The sequence below is a fragment of the Rhizobium sp. WYCCWR 11152 genome (genome assembly GCF_013087615.1).
In the GTDB taxonomy this organism is placed as follows: Bacteria; Pseudomonadota; Alphaproteobacteria; order Rhizobiales; family Rhizobiaceae; genus Rhizobium; species Rhizobium indicum.
Map to the genome: position 1 here is coordinate 156,241 of NZ_JABFCP010000008.1, position 16,835 is coordinate 173,075.

13 protein-coding genes and 1 pseudogene are annotated in these 16,835 nt (G+C 61.3%); 10 read left to right on the top strand and 4 right to left on the bottom strand.

The features are described 5' to 3' along the window. Positions 1-228 precede the first annotated feature (228 nt). The 3 genes from G9X67_RS10625 (at position 229) to G9X67_RS10635 (ending at position 2,012) form a co-directional block, all read left to right on the top strand. Positions 229-723, top strand: coding sequence for an N-acetyltransferase (locus G9X67_RS10625; protein WP_171598657.1), 495 nt, complete (start codon positions 229-231; stop codon positions 721-723). 56 nt (positions 724-779) lie between these two features. Continuing rightward, positions 780-1,289, top strand: a complete 510-nt coding sequence (locus tag G9X67_RS10630; RefSeq protein ID WP_138329157.1) for a GNAT family N-acetyltransferase — start codon at positions 780-782, stop codon at positions 1,287-1,289. Between the two features lie 105 nt (positions 1,290-1,394). Next, positions 1,395-2,012 carry a class I SAM-dependent methyltransferase gene (locus tag G9X67_RS10635; RefSeq protein ID WP_138329158.1) on the top strand — a complete coding sequence of 206 codons (618 nt, stop codon included), beginning with the start codon at positions 1,395-1,397 and terminating at the stop codon, positions 2,010-2,012. Positions 2,013-2,020: 8 nt separating this feature from the next. Here G9X67_RS10635 and G9X67_RS10640 read toward each other — a convergent pair whose 3' ends face one another. Genes G9X67_RS10640 through G9X67_RS10650 form a run of 3 tightly spaced genes read right to left on the bottom strand, consistent with a single transcriptional unit; the run spans position 2,021 to position 4,306 of the window. Beyond that, on the bottom strand, positions 2,021-2,566 hold the full coding sequence (locus G9X67_RS10640) for an AAA family ATPase (RefSeq protein ID WP_138329159.1): 546 nt from the start codon (positions 2,564-2,566) through the stop codon (positions 2,021-2,023). A gap of 14 nt (positions 2,567-2,580) precedes the next feature. Then, positions 2,581-3,657, bottom strand: a complete 1,077-nt coding sequence (locus G9X67_RS10645; RefSeq protein ID WP_138329160.1) for a D-alanine--D-alanine ligase family protein — start codon at positions 3,655-3,657, stop codon at positions 2,581-2,583. 34 nt (positions 3,658-3,691) lie between these two features. Continuing rightward, positions 3,692-4,306, bottom strand: coding sequence for a C39 family peptidase (locus tag G9X67_RS10650; RefSeq protein WP_138329161.1), 615 nt, complete (start codon positions 4,304-4,306; stop codon positions 3,692-3,694). 174 nt (positions 4,307-4,480) lie between these two features. Between G9X67_RS10650 and G9X67_RS10655 the strand changes: the two genes are divergently transcribed. Together G9X67_RS10655 and leuS are read left to right on the top strand one after the other, a co-directional pair. Further along, positions 4,481-5,389 carry a LysR family transcriptional regulator gene (locus G9X67_RS10655; protein WP_138329162.1) on the top strand — a complete coding sequence of 303 codons (909 nt, stop codon included), beginning with the start codon at positions 4,481-4,483 and terminating at the stop codon, positions 5,387-5,389. 394 nt (positions 5,390-5,783) lie between these two features. Next, positions 5,784-8,299, top strand: a pseudogene (gene leuS, locus G9X67_RS10660) (leucine--tRNA ligase). Between the two features lie 57 nt (positions 8,300-8,356). On the opposite strand, the gene G9X67_RS10665 reads toward leuS, so the two are convergent. Then, positions 8,357-9,400, bottom strand: a complete 1,044-nt coding sequence (locus G9X67_RS10665; RefSeq protein ID WP_012757809.1) for a LacI family transcriptional regulator — start codon at positions 9,398-9,400, stop codon at positions 8,357-8,359. Positions 9,401-9,854: 454 nt separating this feature from the next. Between G9X67_RS10665 and G9X67_RS10670 the strand changes: the two genes are divergently transcribed. The 5 genes from G9X67_RS10670 to G9X67_RS10690 all read left to right on the top strand — a co-directional run bounded on the left by G9X67_RS10670 (position 9,855) and on the right by G9X67_RS10690 (position 16,799). Next, positions 9,855-11,090, top strand: a complete 1,236-nt coding sequence (locus G9X67_RS10670) for an ABC transporter substrate-binding protein (protein WP_138329163.1) — start codon at positions 9,855-9,857, stop codon at positions 11,088-11,090. A 183-nt stretch (positions 11,091-11,273) separates the two neighbouring features. After that, positions 11,274-12,179 carry a sugar ABC transporter permease gene (locus G9X67_RS10675; protein ID WP_029870732.1) on the top strand — a complete coding sequence of 302 codons (906 nt, stop codon included), beginning with the start codon at positions 11,274-11,276 and terminating at the stop codon, positions 12,177-12,179. Continuing rightward, positions 12,172-13,116, top strand: a complete 945-nt coding sequence (locus tag G9X67_RS10680; protein WP_138329164.1) for a carbohydrate ABC transporter permease — start codon at positions 12,172-12,174, stop codon at positions 13,114-13,116. The genes G9X67_RS10675 and G9X67_RS10680 overlap by 8 nt, the downstream gene beginning before the upstream one ends. A 4-nt stretch (positions 13,117-13,120) precedes the next feature. Then, a complete protein-coding gene (locus tag G9X67_RS10685) occupies positions 13,121-14,212 on the top strand; it encodes an ABC transporter ATP-binding protein (protein WP_171598658.1) in 1,092 nt (363 codons plus the stop codon). Positions 14,213-14,336: 124 nt separating this feature from the next. Beyond that, positions 14,337-16,799, top strand: coding sequence for a glycoside hydrolase family 2 protein (locus G9X67_RS10690; protein ID WP_171598659.1), 2,463 nt, complete (start codon positions 14,337-14,339; stop codon positions 16,797-16,799). Positions 16,800-16,835 lie beyond the last annotated feature (36 nt).

Consider the following 16,835-nt stretch of genomic DNA (forward strand, 5'->3'; position numbering starts at 1 on the left):
AGACGCAAATACCCTTCGGACGGTGCCGACAGAGATGGTACGCTCCGATGTTTCGATCAGCAGGACGGTGCCCACGAGCCTAGGTCTATAGCCTCGAAATCTTCTGCGGAAGAGGGTAGCGGAATCCCCGCGAGATTTTTCTGGGATCTACGACACTTCGTTTCAGTGGGATAAGACACTGTTTGTACGGGCAGCACTGACGACAACGCGCTTGAGGAATTGACAGAGATGCTTATCCGATACGAAACGCCTGATGATATCGATGCGATCCATGATCTGACCTCGACCGCATTCAAGCCGATGCCCTACAGCGACGGTACGGAAGCGGAGATTGTCCGCAGACTTCGCGCGGCGGGCGATCTCAAGATATCGCTGGTGGCCGAGCAGGGCGGCGAGATTCTCGGGCATGTGGCGTTTTCGGCGGTGACGATCGACGGTGCGCATGGCGGCTGGTTCGGGCTGGGGCCGATATCGGTCAAGCCGGAGAGACAGCGGCAGGGTATCGGCAAGGCGATGATTGCACGGGGTCTCGAATTGTTGAACGAGATGGGCGCCAGTGGATGCGCCCTGATCGGCAATCCCGAGATATACAGCCGTGTCGGTTTCAGCAGCGATGGACAACTGACGTATCTCGACCTCGATACGCGGCTGGTGCAGCGGATTGTCTTTCGCGGACCTCCGCCAAGCGGGACGTTGCAATTCGCTCCGGCATTTGAAAGCTAGAATATTCCGTTCAACGGCCAAAACTCCAAACCCAAGCTGACAGAGAAGGTGACCACATGTCCGAAGCGGGCGCGATGACCATTCGAACCGAGCGTCTCAAGCTCCGCATGCCTGGTATCGGCGATTTCGCCGCCTATGCTGAGATCATGGCGTCGCCGCGATCCGTCGGAATGGGCGGCCCGTTCGATCTGCGCGCGGCTTGGGGAATGTTCTGTCACGACGTCGCTCTCTGGCAGCTTTTCGGGCACGGAGCGCTGATGATCGAGCTTGGCGAAACCGGCGAATGCATCGGTCAGGTGGGGATCAATCACGGACCGCTCTTTCCCGAAAAGGAATTGGGCTGGTTCGTCTACGAGGGATACGAGGGTAGAGGCTATGCGACCGAAGCGGCGCTCGCGCTGCGCAACTGGGCCTTCGCGACGCTCAAGCTGCCGTCGCTGGTCAGCTATATCGCTCCCGGCAATGCTGCATCCGTTGCCGTTGCCAAACGGCTGGGCGCGCGTCTCGATCCCGCAGCACCCCGAACGGATCCTGCCGATCTCGTTTACCGTCACCTCGCGTCCTGAAACGCGGAACATGGTCCTGGGCGCACCGCGATTGGTTGCAGACGTCTCAGTTCTTACATGTTGATCAGTTAGGGAATTGGGCTCTGCAAGAGATGGGGATATCGGATGACGGGCGAGAAGCGGGAACACTGGGACGAGGTCTACCGCACGAAACCTTCCGACAGCGTCAGCTGGTATCAGCCGACGCCTGGGCCTTCCTTGCGGGCGCTTGACGAACTGCAACTGCCGGCAACGGCGTCGCTGATCGATGTGGGCGGCGGCGCATCGAGCCTTGTCGATCGTCTTGTCGAACGCGGGTGGTCCGACCTCACCGTCCTCGACATTGCCGCGCCGGCGCTCGAAGTCGCCAAGGCGCGGCTGCGGGATGAAGCCGTCCGCATCGCCTGGGTGGTTGCCGACGTCACTTCATGGCAGCCCGACCGCCACTACGATGTGTGGCACGACCGCGCCGTCTTTCACTTCCTCACCGAACCGGAGCAACGGCTGGCCTATCGCCGCGCGCTCGAAACCGGCACGGCGCCGGGCAGCGCCGTGATCATCGCGACCTTCGCGCCGGACGGGCCGGAACGGTGCAGCGGCTTGCCGGTCCAGCGTTACGACGCGGTGGCGCTTGCGACTGAATTGTCGTCCACCTTCGCGCTTCAGCGTGACTGGCGGGAGGAACACACGACACCCGGCGGTGGCCGGCAGTCGTTCCAGTGGTGCGTTTTTCGCAGGCACTGACGTCTCGTCTACTGCTGCCTCGTTTCCCGAGAGAGGCAGTCGAGGATGAAATCCGCCCGGTCGGCGACCGCGATTTTCGGCAGCATGACGACGTCGTAGCCGAGCGTCGGATAGACGGCGGCAAGTCGATCATATTCGGCGACCGCCTCGTCGAAGCCGTGGCGCCGCTCGGGGTCGCTCGTATAGATTTCGGGCCATGGCGGTGTGAGAAAAATCCTCGGGTGATAGCGGTGGGTGGCGCTCAATTTTTCCAGGACCGGTTCTCCGGTGAGGTGCTGCAGCGCTGTCGCCGCATCGATCAGCCCACGATCGAAAAACGTCCAGCCCAGCTGCTCACGCGCCGCCGCGTGGTCGGCGATCGCCATCTCGATTGCGCGGCGGGCAAAGGCCGCCATGTCGACCCAGGGCAGGGCTGCGCCGTCGCCCTTGAGCTCTTGGCTGACGATCCGTCGGCCGGGCTCTTCGAGGATGGCATGACCGTGGGCGGCAAGTTCTGTAAGCAGCGTCGATTTTCCGCCGCCGGAACATCCCGAAATCAAGACCGACCTGTTCATGTCCAAGCTCCCGCCTAGGCGGCCCGGCGGGCACGCGCCAGGCCGTGATCGACGAGCCTGTCGATGATTTCGGCGTAGGTAACACCGCTTGCCGCCATCGCTTTGGAATACATGCTGATATCGGTGAAGCCGGGGATGGTGTTGATTTCATTGACGAGGAACTGCATGTCATCCTTCAGGAAGAAGTCGATGCGGGCCATGCCGTCGCAACCGACGGCCCGGAAGGCTCTTGCGGCCACGTCGCGCATGGCGGCCTCGACCTCCTGCGGCAGTTCGGCCGGCACTTTCAGCGCGGCACCTTTCTCGTCGATATATTTGGCATCGTAACTGTAGAAACCGTGGCTTTCCGCCGGCACGATCTCGCCCGGCCGAGAGACGAAGAGTTCTCCTGCCGCATCTTCCAGCACACTGAATTCGATCTCCCGGCCACGCACGAATTCTTCGGCGAGCAGCGTGCGATCGTGGCGGAAGGCCTCAGTAAGGGCGGGCGCGAATTCCTGGCTGGCATGGACCTTGGCGACGCCGACCGACGATCCCTGCCGCGCCGGCTTGATGAAGAGCGGCAGGCCGAGTTCACCTTCGAGGGCTGCCAGCGAAGGGGCCGCACCCTGATGGATCGTCACCGCACGCGCTACCGGCAGGCCCGCCGCCCTCAGCAGGCGCTTGGCGATGTCCTTGTCGAGCGCTGCGGCGGAGCCGAGGATGCCGCAGCCGGCAAGCGGCACGCGAGCCACCTCCGCCACGCCTTGCACTGAGCCGTCTTCGCCATGGGGGCCGTGCAGCACGGGAAAGAGGATGTCGATCCTTGCCAACTCATGCGGCGTGCCATGGGCCGGGATCGCCAGCATCCGGCCCCGTCCGCCCGGCACAAGGCAGATTTCGGTGCCCGATGAAGGCGTCGCCAATATGCCGTCTTCGAAATTGCTCAGCAGCCATTGTCCCGTGCGGGTGATGAAGATGGGGACGGCATCGTATTTTTCGGGCTTGAGCGCGCCCATGACATTGGTTGCCGAGAGCACGGAAACCTCATGCTCGGCCGAGCGGCCGCCGAAGAGCACGGCAATGCGTAGCCTGTGTGGGGAAGGGGTCATGAAAGTCTCCAAAACGATCTGGTGTTGAAAAGGGTCAGGCGTCGACCGATATGCCGCGATTGGCGAAGAAGCGGTCGAAGACGGCAAGCGGCAGCGTCACATCGGCCTGGCTCGCCGCGTCGTGGCCGGACGGGTTGTGAAAGCGGATTGTCTCGTCGCTGGCTGCCGTCACCAGCACCAGGTGTCCGCCCTTCGACGGCGGCTCGCGCTCAGGCCAGCGGATGCCCGAATGCACCGAGGCGATGAAGAACCGCCGCCTCGACAGAAGCTCGGGAATGGCCGACGTCTCGACGCCGGTCATCGTCTCCGCGCGAAGCGCGAATCGGTCGGCGGCGAAGCGAACGAAGGGTGCGTAGATCAACCCCTTGATCGAGGCGTCGATCTCGTTGACGACATAACCGCCATAGGCGGTGCAGGCGTGGGCAAGCTCGAGGGTGGGGTGGATCTCGCCGCGCGCGGCAAGAATCATCTTCAGGCAGGCCATGCCGCAGACATTCACCGCCCAGCGCGCATATTCCTCGATCGTCGCGGCCCCAGAATGGCGCCAGAGGGGATCGCTGAGCAGAGCCTGCGATCCCTCGGCAAGCACCGGCAACGTCATGCCGGGTGTTTCCCATTGGCTGAAATAAGGCACGCCGCTCTGCTGCATCCTGTGGATATCCCCCGTGACTCGTCTTATGAGATGGCCGGCAATCTTGGCTTTTTCGAGCCAATGCCCCGCTTGCGAATCCAAGGCTAAGGTGCAGTTTTCTTCAGGTCTACTTAATTAAAATAAGCATATAGGTTAGAAATTATGGCCGATTGATCAACCGGAGAAACGGGCTTGGATTTCTTCCGATTGCGCACGCTTCGCGAGCTCTCGCGCCGCGAGACGATGGCTGCGGTCGCCGACGCGCTCGGCATTTCCTCATCGGCTGTTTCCCAGCAGATCGCCCAACTGGAGGACGAAATCGGCATTGCGCTCGTCGAGCGGCGCGGGCGAGGGGTGACGCTGACACCGGCCGGACAGCGGCTCGTTGTGCATGCCGACCGGATATTCGGCATTGTCGAGGAAGCCAAGACCGATATTGCCGAGTTGCAGAATATCGTCGCCGGCGACCTGAGGATCGCTACCCAGCCGTCCGCGGCTTCCTCCTTCATTCCCGCCGCAATGTGCCAGCTCGCCATCGACCATCCGCATCTCGACATCGTCATGACGACGATGGGACCTGCCGAAGGCGTGGCAGCGCTCCGGGCCTGGCAGGCCGATATCGTCATTGCCGACGACATATCGTTCGATCCGCATACGCTGGAGGGCACGGCCGACACGCTGTTCCTCTGCCGCGACCAGCTCTTCGTGCTTCTGCCCGCTGGCCACAGGCTGGAGAGCGAGCCCGTCATCGAACTCGCACAGCTGAGGGATGAACATTGGGCTCTCGACGTCGCCTCCAGCGCCTATTGCAGGGCCATCCGCCAGGCCTGCCGCGACATCGGTTACGAGCCCGTCATCAACGGTTTCAGCGATAGTTTCGAAGTCGTGTTCGCGCTGGTCGAAGCCGGATGCTCGATTTCGGTGATGCCCGGACTGGCGCTTCGAGATTTTGGCGAAAGCCTGACCGTCAAGCCGCTGGTGCCATCCACCTACCGGGGCATCTATGCGATTACCCGGCGCGGTGAGGTGCGTAACCCGAAGATCGCGGCGGTGCTCGATCAACTGGTAAAGAGCGCGCCGCGGGATTTGAACAGATCCTGATTTTCGCGCGAATGCACTCTTGGCAGGAGCGATCATATCGGGCACTCTTGGTTCATGATTATGGCAACTGAAGCAGCAGACGTTCGCGCACGCGACGCACGACTTACCACCACGGCCTCCTGATCGGAGCCGGTTAATACTGTCGTTTGCGTTCTCCTTATTTGCCTTGAGCCACCGTCCATGGACACCAGATCGCTTCCAAAGCCACGTCGCGCTTTTTTCGTCCGGAGCGTCGCGCAGACGTCGTGCGCCGCAACTTCGCGCGCGCTTCGACTTAGCCGCGGCTGCCGGACGTCACCGGAGCACCGGCAGCCGTAGCTGCTCCTGAACCAAAGAGTACCTCTCATTTTTAGGACACGTCGCCGGCATAGCCGGCCGGCGCCAGGAGTGATGCATGCCTTATGATCCCAAGACGATCGAACCGAAGTGGCAGGCTTATTGGGCCGATCACCGTATTTTTCGAGCGGAGATCGATCCGGCCAGACCGAAATTCTACGCACTCGACATGTTCCCATATCCTTCGGGTGCGGGCCTGCATGTCGGCCATCCCCTCGGCTATACGGCCACGGATATAACGTGCCGCTACAAACGCATGCGCGGCTTCAACGTCCTGCATCCGATGGGATGGGACAGTTTCGGCCTGCCGGCGGAGCGCCACGCGATGCGGACTGGTGTGCATCCCGATATCACGACAAAGCGCAATATCGAGACGTTTCGCGGGCAGGTGCAGAGGCTGGGTTTTTCTTATGACTGGAGTCGCGAGTTTGCCACGACCGACCCCGCCTATGTGCGCTGGACGCAGTGGATCTTCCTGAAGCTGTTCGAGAAGGGCCTCGCCTATCAGGCGGAGGTCGCGGTCAACTGGTGCCCGGCCCAGAACTCAGTGCTTGCCGACGAGGAGGTCAAGGACGGGCGTTATGTCGAGACCGGCGATCCCGTCATTCGCCGCAGGATGCGCCAGTGGATGCTGCGCATCACGGCCTATGCCGATCGGCTGCTGCAGGGACTGGACGGCCTCGACTGGCCCGAAAACCTGAAAACCATGCAACGCAACTGGATCGGACGCTCCGAGGGCGCCGAAATCCGGTTTCCGCTCAAGCACGGCAAAGAGGTCATCACCGTCTTCACGACGCGCCCCGAGACCCTGTTCGGAGCAAGCTATATCGTCCTCGCGCCGGAGCATCCTGCCGTTGCCGCCATCATCGAGCCGGAAATGCGCGAGGCAGTGGCCGCCTATATAGCCGAGGCCGAAGGATTGGAAGAGACGGTGCGGGCCGATGCCGGGCGCGAGAAGACGGGCGTCTTCACCGGCGCTTATGCGACCAACCCTGTCAACGGAGCCCGGCTGCCGGTTTGGGTGGCCGATTACGTGCTGGCTGGCTACGGCACCGGCGCCCTGATGGCGGTGCCGGCTCATGACGCGCGCGACTACGCTTTTGCCCATGCGCACGAGCTGCCGATCATTCGCGTGATCGACAGCGAGGACGATATCGAAAAGGCGGCTTATGAGGGCGAGGGGGCGATGGCCAACTCCGGCTTCCTGGATGGCCTGGGCTCGCCGGAGGCGAGATCCGCCATCATCGCCTGGCTGCAGGCGAACGGCGCGGGCTGGCCGAAGGTCATACACCGCCTGCGCGACTGGCTGTTTTCCCGCCAGCGCTACTGGGGTGAGCCGATCCCGGTGTTGCATCTGGCGGATGGTTCGGTGATGCCGCTGCCCGAGGAATGCCTGCCGCTGCTGCCGCCTGAACTGGACGACTACGCTCCGACGCCGGATGGCGAACCGCCGCTTGCCCGTGCGCAGGCCTGGGTCGAAACGACCGTGCCGGGCACCGACATTCCGGCACGGAGGGAGACCAACACGATGCCGCAATGGGCGGGCTCCTGCTGGTATTATCTCAGATTCCTCGATCCGGAGAACACCAGCAAACCCGTCGGGCGCGAGGCCGAGCGCTATTGGATGCCGGTCGATCTCTATGTCGGCGGCGCCGAGCACGCGGTCCTGCATCTGCTCTATGCCCGCTTCTGGCATAAGGTGCTCTACGACATCGGCGTCGTTTCGACGGAAGAGCCGTTCCAGCGGCTGTTCAACCAAGGCATGATCCTTGCTCATTCCTACCGCGATGCGGCTGGCCGGTATTACGCGCCGTCGTCGGTCGTCGAAGAGGAGGGCAGATGGTTCGCTGGGTCGGTCGAAGTGAGCGCGCCGTCGAGAAGATGTCGAAGTCGCGGCTGAACGTTGTCAATCCCGACGATGTTGTCGATCAGTTCGGGGCCGACGCCTTGCGCCTGTACGAGATGTTCATGGGACCTCTGGACGCGGCAAAACCCTGGCAGACCGCTGGCGTGATCGGCGTGCGTCGGTTTCTGGAGCGTGCCTGGCGCATTGTCTGCGACGAGAGCGATGGCCTCTCTCCAGTGGTGCTGGAGGCGGCCCCCAGCCCGCAGCTTCTGCGCTTGCGCCACCAGACGGTGAAGACCGTGACGGCGGATATCGAAGCAATTCGGTTCAATACCGCGGTTTCCCGGCTGATGGAACTGGCCAACGCACTGACGGCGGAAGCAGTGCGTCCGCGCGAAGTGGTGGAGACATTCGTGCTGTTGCTCGCACCCTTTGCGCCTCACATCGCGGAGGAGTTATGGAGCAAGCTTGGTCACGGGGAAACACTGACATGGGTTTCCTGGCCCACTTTCGATCCTGCAATGATCGAGATGGAGACCCGCGAATATGTCGTGCAGATCAACGGCAAGGTTCGCCACCGCTTCGAAGCCGCCGCCGATCTCGGCGAGGTGCTGCTTGCAGCGGCGCGATCCGAACCTTCCGTTATGGCCTTGCTCGACGGCAAAACGGTGGTCAAGGAAGTTCTGGTTCCGGGGCGACTGGTGAATTTCGTCGTCGAAGACCTGTGATGATCCAAAGCGGATCGTCGGATTTGAACCCGACGGTCCGTTCCTTCAACCGACTGCCTACCTGCCACTCTCCGGCCAGGTCGGCTGACTAATGCTCTGCAGCAGTTCCGGTTCGACGCCGTCGATGCGGGCGATGACGGCTTTGGCCATTTCGCGGCCGGCGTGGCGGACGTCCTCCTGGGCGGTGATGATCTCGGGGCGGATCCAGTTGAGGATCGGCACCGATTGTTTGGAGACCATGTCGAGATCGCGGCCGAGCGCCTTGCCGGCGGCTTCGATGCCGGCATTGACGGCGATTGCAGCACTGCCGGCCGAACAGACGATGCCATCCGGTGCGTTGGCCGAGCGCATCATCACCTCGACGACGTCGCGGATGTCGGCGAGCGGGGCGTCGGTGTTGATGCGCAGCGGCACTTCCTCGGCGCCATAATCATGCAGGCCGGTCTGGAAGCCGATGCGGATATGGGCGTAGTAAGTGAGTTTGCTCGGCGGCTGCAGCAGGGCGATGCGGCGCCGGCCGCGCTTGACCAGCTTTTCCACCGCCTTATGGGCGAAGGCCTCGTTGTCGAAATCGTGGAAGGGATGCGTCAGACCCGCATCGGTGCGCCCATGCGTGGCAAAGGGCATGCCGCGCTCGCTCAGCAGCCTTACGCGCGGATCGTCTGGCTCGATGCGTGAGATGATGACGCCGTCGGCCGAGCCGGTATCAAGGATATAGCGCACCGGCAGCATCGGGTCCTTGCTGTGCGAATGCGGCGTGATGACGATATGATAGGGCGTGCCGGATAGCACCTCGGAGATGCCGAAGACCATCTGGCTCGAGAAGCCCATGATCTCCTCGTCGATGCTGAGGACGAGGGCGATGACGTTGGTCTTGCCGGTACGGAGGCGCACACCCGCCCTGTTCGGCTGGTAGCCGAGCTGGCGGGCGACCATGCGCACGCGCTCCTTGGTTTCGGCCCCGATATCCGGCGCATCCTTCAGCGCACGCGACACCGTCGTCACGCCAAGGCCCGTCATGAAGGCGATCGTCTTCAACGTCGGGCGCTCGCGCGCTGCCGGCGTCGATGCCGCGTTCCCGAAATTTCCCTTGTTTTCCATCCCTTTAGGCCGTCCTGCGCGAATTGGTGTCGCTTATAGAGGCTTTTTCCAGCGTCGTAAGCCCGCCGCATGCCAAAATCGCACCTCCCTGAAGAATGCAATCTGTAACGATACAGTAGAAATGTCGAGTGCTTTTTGTTGTGTGCATTGCAACATTGTACGTATAGGTTGAATCGGCAATCCGTGCTCTGTTTTATTGCGATTGCGAAGAGACTGAATTGGAAGGCTAAATTTATTGTGTAAAATTATTACGCAAATTCAAACTGATAAAGTGGCAACGCATGTGCGGGAACGCCCGGCCTGGTATCGTTTCAAGGGGATGCAGTGCTCCTGATGTAAACAGGCAGAAGTAGCAATTCCGGTTATCACGGAAAAATTTGCCTGCGGGCAGTTGCGTGGAGAAATCGATTGATCTAAGTTTTTCCGGCAACGTTTCAGTGAGGGAGGAGAACTCATGAAAATCCGTATAATGGCGGCCGTGCTTGCCGCTTCGGTCGCGCTTCCGTTCAGCGCCGCCAACGCCACCGATCTCGAAGTCACGCACTGGTGGACATCGGGCGGCGAATCCGCTGCCGTCGCCGAGTTGGCAAAGGCATTCGACGCCACCGGCAACCACTGGGTCGACGGTGCTATCGCCGGTTCCGGCGGCACTGCCCGTCCGATCATGATCAGCCGCATCACCGGCGGTGATCCGATGGGAGCAACCCAGTTCAACCATGGCCGCCAGGCCGAGGAACTTGTCCAGGCCGGCCTGATGCGCGATCTGACCGATGTGGCGACCGCCGAGAAGTGGAAGGACATTATTCGTCCGTCGAGCCTGCTCGATTCCTGCACCATCGACGGCAAGATCTACTGCGCTCCCGTCAATATCCACTCCTGGCAGTGGCTGTGGCTTTCGAACGCCGCCTTCAAGAAGGCCGGCGTCGAGGTTCCCAAGAATTGGGACGAGTTCGTCGCTGCTGCTCCGGCTCTCGAAAAGGCCGGCATCATTCCGCTCGCCGTCGGCGGTCAGCCGTGGCAGGCAACTGGCGCCTTCGACGTGCTGATGGTTGCGGTCGCCGGCAAGGATACCTTCAACAAGGTCTTCAAGGACAAGGATGCGGAAGTTGCCGCCGGTCCCGAAATCGCCAAGGTCTTCAAGGCGGCCGACGACGCTCGGCGCATGGCCAAAGGCAGCAACGTCCAGGATTGGAACCAGGCCACCAACCTTGTCATCACAGGCAAGGCCGGCGGCCAGATCATGGGCGACTGGGCGCAGGGTGAGTTCGCGCTCGCCGGTCAAAAGGCCGGTACCGACTATACCTGCCTGCCGGGCCTCGGCGTGAACGAGATCATCTCGACTGGCGGCGACGCCTTCTACTTCCCGCTGCTGAAGGACGAAGAAAAGTCCAAGGCGCAGGCCGTGCTTGCCAAGACCCTGCTCGATCCCAAGACCCAGGTTGCCTTTAATCTGAAGAAGGGTTCGCTGCCGGTTCGCGGCGACGTCGATCTCGCCGCCGCCAATGATTGCATGAAGAAGGGTCTCGACATCCTGGCCAAGGGCAACGTGATCCAAGGCACCGACCAGCTGCTTTCGGCCGACAGCCAGAAGCAGAAGGAAGACCTCTTCTCCGAATTCTTCGCCAATCCGTCGATGACGCCGGAAGACGCTCAGAAGCGTTTCGCCGGGATCATCGCTTCTGCTGACTGATCAGCAGATTCGCTGCCCTTGCGGTCCGGCACCCATGGTGCCGGACCGTTCCGGACGGTAGGTGATGGTCCGGCGGGCGGCGGCGTATCTCTGGTATCTTCAGCAGGTTTCGGAGATGGAGACGACAGGCGGCGCCTTGCCGATCTGTCACTGGTCGCAGTTGCGATTTGAGGAGAAGTATTCATGACGGGTCAAGCGCGAGCAGGCCGGCCAAATAAGTTACTGCGCAATCTGAATGCCAAGATTGCGTCCATTCCGATGATCCTGACGGCGCTGGTGATCTTTGTCGGTGGGACGTTGTGGACGGTTTTTTATTCCTTCACCAATTCCAAGCTCCTTCCGCGGTTGAGCTTTGTCGGCTTCGATCAGTACGAGCGCCTGTGGGCTGCGCCGCGCTGGGTGACGGCGATCGAGAATCTGGCTGTCTACGGCATTCTCTCGCTGATCTTCAGCCTGGTCATCGGTTTCATGCTTGCCGCGCTGATGGACCAGAAGATCCGTTTCGAAAACACTTTCCGCACCATCTTTCTCTATCCCTTCGCGCTGTCCTTCATCGTGACGGGCCTCGTCTGGCAATGGGTTCTGAACCCCGATTTCGGCATCCAGGCTGTGGTGCGCTCGATGGGGTGGACAAGTTTCACTTTCAATCCGCTCTATACGCCTGAAATCGTCATCTACGGCATTCTGATCGCGGCGCTGTGGCAGGGGACGGGTCTCGTCATGTGCCTGATGCTTGCCGGCCTGCGTGGGATCGACGAGGACATCTGGAAAGCGGCGCGTGTGGACGGCATTCCGATGTGGAGGACCTATCTCTTCATCGTCATCCCGATGATGCGGCCGGTCTTCATCACGACGATCGTCATCATCGCCTCCGGCATCGTCAAGGTCTACGACCTCGTGGTCGCGCAGACATCGGGCGGACCGGGCATCTCCTCGGAAGTGCCGGCGAAATATGTCTACGATTACATGTTCCAGGCGCAGAACCTGGGGCAGGGCTTTGCTGCCTCGACCATGATGCTCGTCACAGTCGCGATCATTATCGTTCCGTGGGCCTATCTGGAATTCGGCGGAGGGCGCAAGCGTGGCTGATGTAGGAACTCTCAACACCACGGCTGCCGGCATCGACGCCGTCGCGCCGAAACTCGGCGAAGGCCCCAGCGGCCCCCGGCCGCGCCCTGCGGTGTCGGCGCGCAACATCATGCTCTATGGCACATTGACGATCGCAGCGCTCTACTATCTGCTGCCGCTCTATGTGATGGTCGTGACGTCGCTGAAGGGCATGCCGGAAATCCGTCTCGGCAACATCTTTTCGCCGCCAATGGAGATCACCTTCGAACCCTGGGTGAAAGCCTGGGCGCAGGCCTGCACCGGGCTCAACTGCGATGGCCTGTCGCGCGGCTTCTGGAATTCAGTTCGCATCACGGTGCCGTCGGTGATCATCTCGATCGCGATCGCCTCGGTGAACGGCTACGCGCTGGCAAACTGGCGCTTCAGAGGATCCGAGCTTTTTTTCTCGATCCTCATCGTCGGCGCATTCATTCCCTATCAGGTGATGATCTATCCGATCGTCATCATCCTGCGCGAAATCGGCATCTACGGCACGCTGACCGGCCTCATTGTCGTGCATTCGATCTTCGGCATGCCGATCCTGACGCTGCTTTTCCGCAACTATTTCGTGTCGCTGCCGGAGGAACTGTTCAAAGCGGCGCGTGTCGACGGGGCGGGCTTCTGGCAGATCTTCCTGCGGATCATGCTGCCGATGTCGCTGCCGATCTTCGTGGTCGCGATGATCCTGCAGGTGACCGGCATCTGGAACGACTTCCTGTTCGGCGTGGTCTTCACCCGGCCGGATACCTACCCGATGACCGTGCAGCTCAACAACATCGTCAATTCCGTCCAGGGCGTGAAGGAATACAACGTCAACATGGCGGCAACGATCCTCACCGGTCTCGTGCCGCTCATCGTCTACTTCGTGTCGGGGCGGCTTTTCGTCCGCGGCATCGCCGCCGGCGCAGTGAAGGGTTGATCTCATGAATATGAATGCAAGCGTCTCCATCAAGGATCTGTCCCTGAATTTCGGCGCGGTGAGCGTGCTGAAGGATCTCAATCTCGACATCAACGACGGCGAATTCCTGGTGCTGCTCGGCTCGTCCGGCTGCGGCAAGTCGACCTTGCTGAATTGCATCGCCGGCCTGCTCGACGCCTCGGAAGGGCAGATCTTCATCAAGGGCAAGAACGTTACCTGGGAAGAGCCGAAGGACCGCGGCATCGGCATGGTGTTCCAGTCTTATGCGCTCTATCCACAGATGACCGTCGAGAAGAACCTGTCATTCGGTCTTCGCGTCGCCAAGGTGCCGCAGGCCGAGATCGACAAGCGGGTGGCACGTGCTTCCGAAATCCTGCAGATTCAGCCGCTGCTGAAGCGCAAGCCGGCTGAGCTATCCGGCGGCCAGCGCCAGCGCGTGGCGATCGGCCGGGCACTGGTGCGCGACGTCGACGTCTTCCTGTTCGACGAGCCGCTGTCCAATCTCGACGCCAAGCTCCGCTCGGAGCTGCGCGTCGAGATCAAGCGCCTGCACCAGTCGCTGAAGAACACGATGATCTACGTGACCCACGACCAGATCGAGGCGCTGACGCTTGCCGACCGCATCGCCATCATGAAGAGCGGGATCATCCAGCAGCTCGACGATCCGACGACGATCTATAACAGGCCGCGCAATCTGTTCGTTGCCGGCTTCATCGGCTCGCCGTCGATGAATTTCCTGCACGGTGAGCTGGTCAAATCAGGCGAGGGCATTGCCTTTTTAGCCAACGGCGTCATTTTCTCGCTCGCTGACTACGACGCTGGCGAGATGCTGCAGCCCGGCCGCAAAGTGGTTCTCGGCGTTCGTCCTGAACACATCAAGGTTAACGAGAATACCGGCGGCGAAGAACATGACGCCACCGTCGATATCGAGGAGCCGATGGGCGCGGACAATCTGCTGTGGCTGAAACATGCCGGTCACACGATGTCTGTACGTGTCAACGGCGCACGCCGCTTCAACGTCGGAGCCAAGGTGAAGCTCAGCTTCGACATGACGGTTGCCTCGGTCTTCGATGCCGAAAGCGAGCTGCGTCTCTAGAAAACTCTGCGGGCGGGGCCGAAATGGCGCCGCCCTACCTCCAATCGGCCATCAGGCCAGCCAAATTCGGCCGTGGTCCGGCTTGTCCGGCGCCTCCCAGGAGCGGCCCGATCAGGATACTACTATGACATCCTTGCCGAAGAACGGTTTCAACATCGACCTTTCCGGTTCGTGGCAGCTCGCCTCTGTCGACGGCGAGATCCGTACTGCGATCATGCTGCCGGGCGACGTGCACACCGCGCTCCACCGTGCAGGGCTGATCCCCGATCCCTATTTCGGCCGCAATGAGGAAAAGGTGCAGTGGGTGGCCGAGCGCGAATGGGCCGTCGAGCGCAGCTTCACGCTTCCGGAGGTCGAAGGCGACTGGTATCTCGATATCGATTATCTCGACACGGTCGCCAGCGTCCACGTCAACGGCTTCCTGGCGCTCGAAGCCGACAACAGCTTCCGCCGCTACCGGCCTGACGTCTCCAGCATGCTGAAATCAGGCGACAACAGCATCCGCATCGTCTTTGCCTCCAACATTGCCGTCGGCGCTGCGCGACAGAAGCAGCAGCCCTTTTACATTCCCTACAGCACGGGCAATTCGCCGATCCCCGACGGCAACATGCTGCGCAAGCCGCAATGCCATTTCGGCTGGGACTGGAACATTGCCATTGCGCCGCTCGGCCTCTACGGGACGATCGCGCTGAAAAAGCTCGAAACGGCGCGCATCGAACACGTCGTCACCCGCCAGACCCACAATAATGACGGTTCGGTCGATCTCAAAGTGACGGCGACGCTGTTTTCCAAGGGGCCAGACATTGCCCAGGTCTATTTCGAGCTCGACGGCGAGCGCGTGCGCCTCGATGTCGGCGTCAACGGCGAGACCCATGTCAACCACCTCTTCCATATCGACAACCCGCGCCTCTGGTGGCCCTCCGGCAGCGGCGAGCAGGCGCTCTACAGGCTATCCGTCGAATTGCCGACGGATGAGGTTATCAAGCAGATCGGTCTTCGCACCATCGAGCTGATCACCACGCCGGATGCGTCAGGCAGCCGCTTCGCTTTCAAGGTCAACGGCCGCGAGGTCTTCTGCCGCGGCGCCAACTGGATCCCGGCCGACGCGCTGTTTTCGCTGTCTTCGCCTGAGAAGACCGAGGACCTGCTGCAATCGGCCAAAGCCGCCAATATGAATATGATCCGCGTCTGGGGCGGCGGCTTCTACGAGCAGGATCATTTCTATGATCTCTGCGACCGACTGGGCCTCATGGTCTGGCAGGACTTCATGTTCGCCTGCAACCTCTACCCCTCGACCGAGGACTTCCTCGACAATGTAACGATCGAGGTCGATTACCAGGTGCGCCGGCTCTCCTCGCATCCGTCGATCGTGCTCTGGTGCGGCGACAACGAGCTGGTGGGTGCGCTCACCTGGTTTGAGGAATCGAGGAAGGACCGCGACCGCTATCTCGTCTCCTATGATCGCCTCAACCGCACCATCGAGCAGGCGGTGAAGAAGGCGCTGCCCGGCGCGCTCTGGTGGCCGTCGAGCCCTGCGTCCGGCTATCTCGATTTCGGCGATGCCTGGCATGCGGACGGGTCCGGCGACATGCACTACTGGTCGGTCTGGCACGAGAACAAGTCGTTCGACAATTACCGCTCGGTGCGTCCGCGCTTCTGCTCGGAATTCGGCTTCCAGTCCTATACGTCGCTGCCTGTGATCAGGACCTATGCCGAGGAGAAGGACATGAACGTCGCTTCCCCCGTCATGGAGCTGCACCAGAAGAATGCCGGCGGCAACGAGCGCATCGCCGGCACGATGTTCCGCTATTTCCGCTTCCCCAAGGATTTTCCGAACTTCGTCTATCTCTCCCAGATCCAGCAGGGGCTGGCGATCAAGACGGCGGTGGAATACTGGCGGTCGCTCAAACCCCATTGCATGGGCACGATCTACTGGCAGCTCAACGACACCTGGCCAGTGGCCTCCTGGTCGAGCCTCGACTATGGCGGCCGCTGGAAAGCGATGCACTACCTCGTCAAGCGCTTCTTCCAGCCGGTCGCGGTCGCTGCCATTCCTTCCGATGACGGAAAGACGATCCGCTTCTCGCTTGTTAACGACACGCTTGCCAATGTCAGCGTCGATCTTTCGATCTCGCTGCTGACGACGAAGGGCGAACGCCGGCATCTGAAGGACGTGCAGGCCGTGTGTTCGCCGGATGCGGCCGTCACTGCCACGAGCATCGACGTCTCCGATATTCCAGAGGGAACGCTGCTTGCCTGGCACTTCACCGCGTCGAACGGTACGGGCGGCGAGGGGCATTACGTCAACGGCACCTACAAGGCGCTGGAGCTGGAGCCCGCGGGGCTTGCTGTCACCCACGAATATGTCGAGGAGAATGGCGCCGTCGACATCAACGTCACCGCTAGGGGACTTGCGCTTTTCGTGATGATCGAGACCGAGACGGACGGCAAATATTCCGACAACGCCTTCGATCTTGCGGCCGGCGAGAGCCGCCGGATCACCTTTACCCCGGCACGGCCGCTTGATCGTGGCGCGCTTCCGGAGTTCCGGTTCTACGACTTGTATTCCTGCCAGTCGGCAGATTGATCTTGCAAGAATGGGCACGAGGCCCAAGGAGAACAT

Excerpts from the sequence above, each read along its gene's own strand:
- G9X67_RS10625 (WP_171598657.1), top strand. The coding sequence starts at position 229 with ATGCTTATCCGATACGAAACGCCTGATGATATCGATGCGATCCATGAT.
- G9X67_RS10630 (WP_138329157.1), top strand. The coding sequence starts at position 780 with ATGTCCGAAGCGGGCGCGATGACCATTCGAACCGAGCGTCTCAAGCTC.
- G9X67_RS10635 (WP_138329158.1), top strand. The coding sequence starts at position 1,395 with ATGACGGGCGAGAAGCGGGAACACTGGGACGAGGTCTACCGCACGAAA.
- G9X67_RS10640 (WP_138329159.1), bottom strand. The coding sequence starts at position 2,566 with ATGAACAGGTCGGTCTTGATTTCGGGATGTTCCGGCGGCGGAAAATCG.
- G9X67_RS10645 (WP_138329160.1), bottom strand. The coding sequence starts at position 3,657 with ATGACCCCTTCCCCACACAGGCTACGCATTGCCGTGCTCTTCGGCGGC.
- G9X67_RS10650 (WP_138329161.1), bottom strand. The coding sequence starts at position 4,306 with ATGCAGCAGAGCGGCGTGCCTTATTTCAGCCAATGGGAAACACCCGGC.
- G9X67_RS10665 (WP_012757809.1), bottom strand. The coding sequence starts at position 9,400 with ATGGAAAACAAGGGAAATTTCGGGAACGCGGCATCGACGCCGGCAGCG.
- G9X67_RS10670 (WP_138329163.1), top strand. The coding sequence starts at position 9,855 with ATGAAAATCCGTATAATGGCGGCCGTGCTTGCCGCTTCGGTCGCGCTT.
- G9X67_RS10675 (WP_029870732.1), top strand. The coding sequence starts at position 11,274 with ATGACGGGTCAAGCGCGAGCAGGCCGGCCAAATAAGTTACTGCGCAAT.
- G9X67_RS10685 (WP_171598658.1), top strand. The coding sequence starts at position 13,121 with ATGAATATGAATGCAAGCGTCTCCATCAAGGATCTGTCCCTGAATTTC.
- G9X67_RS10690 (WP_171598659.1), top strand. The coding sequence starts at position 14,337 with ATGACATCCTTGCCGAAGAACGGTTTCAACATCGACCTTTCCGGTTCG.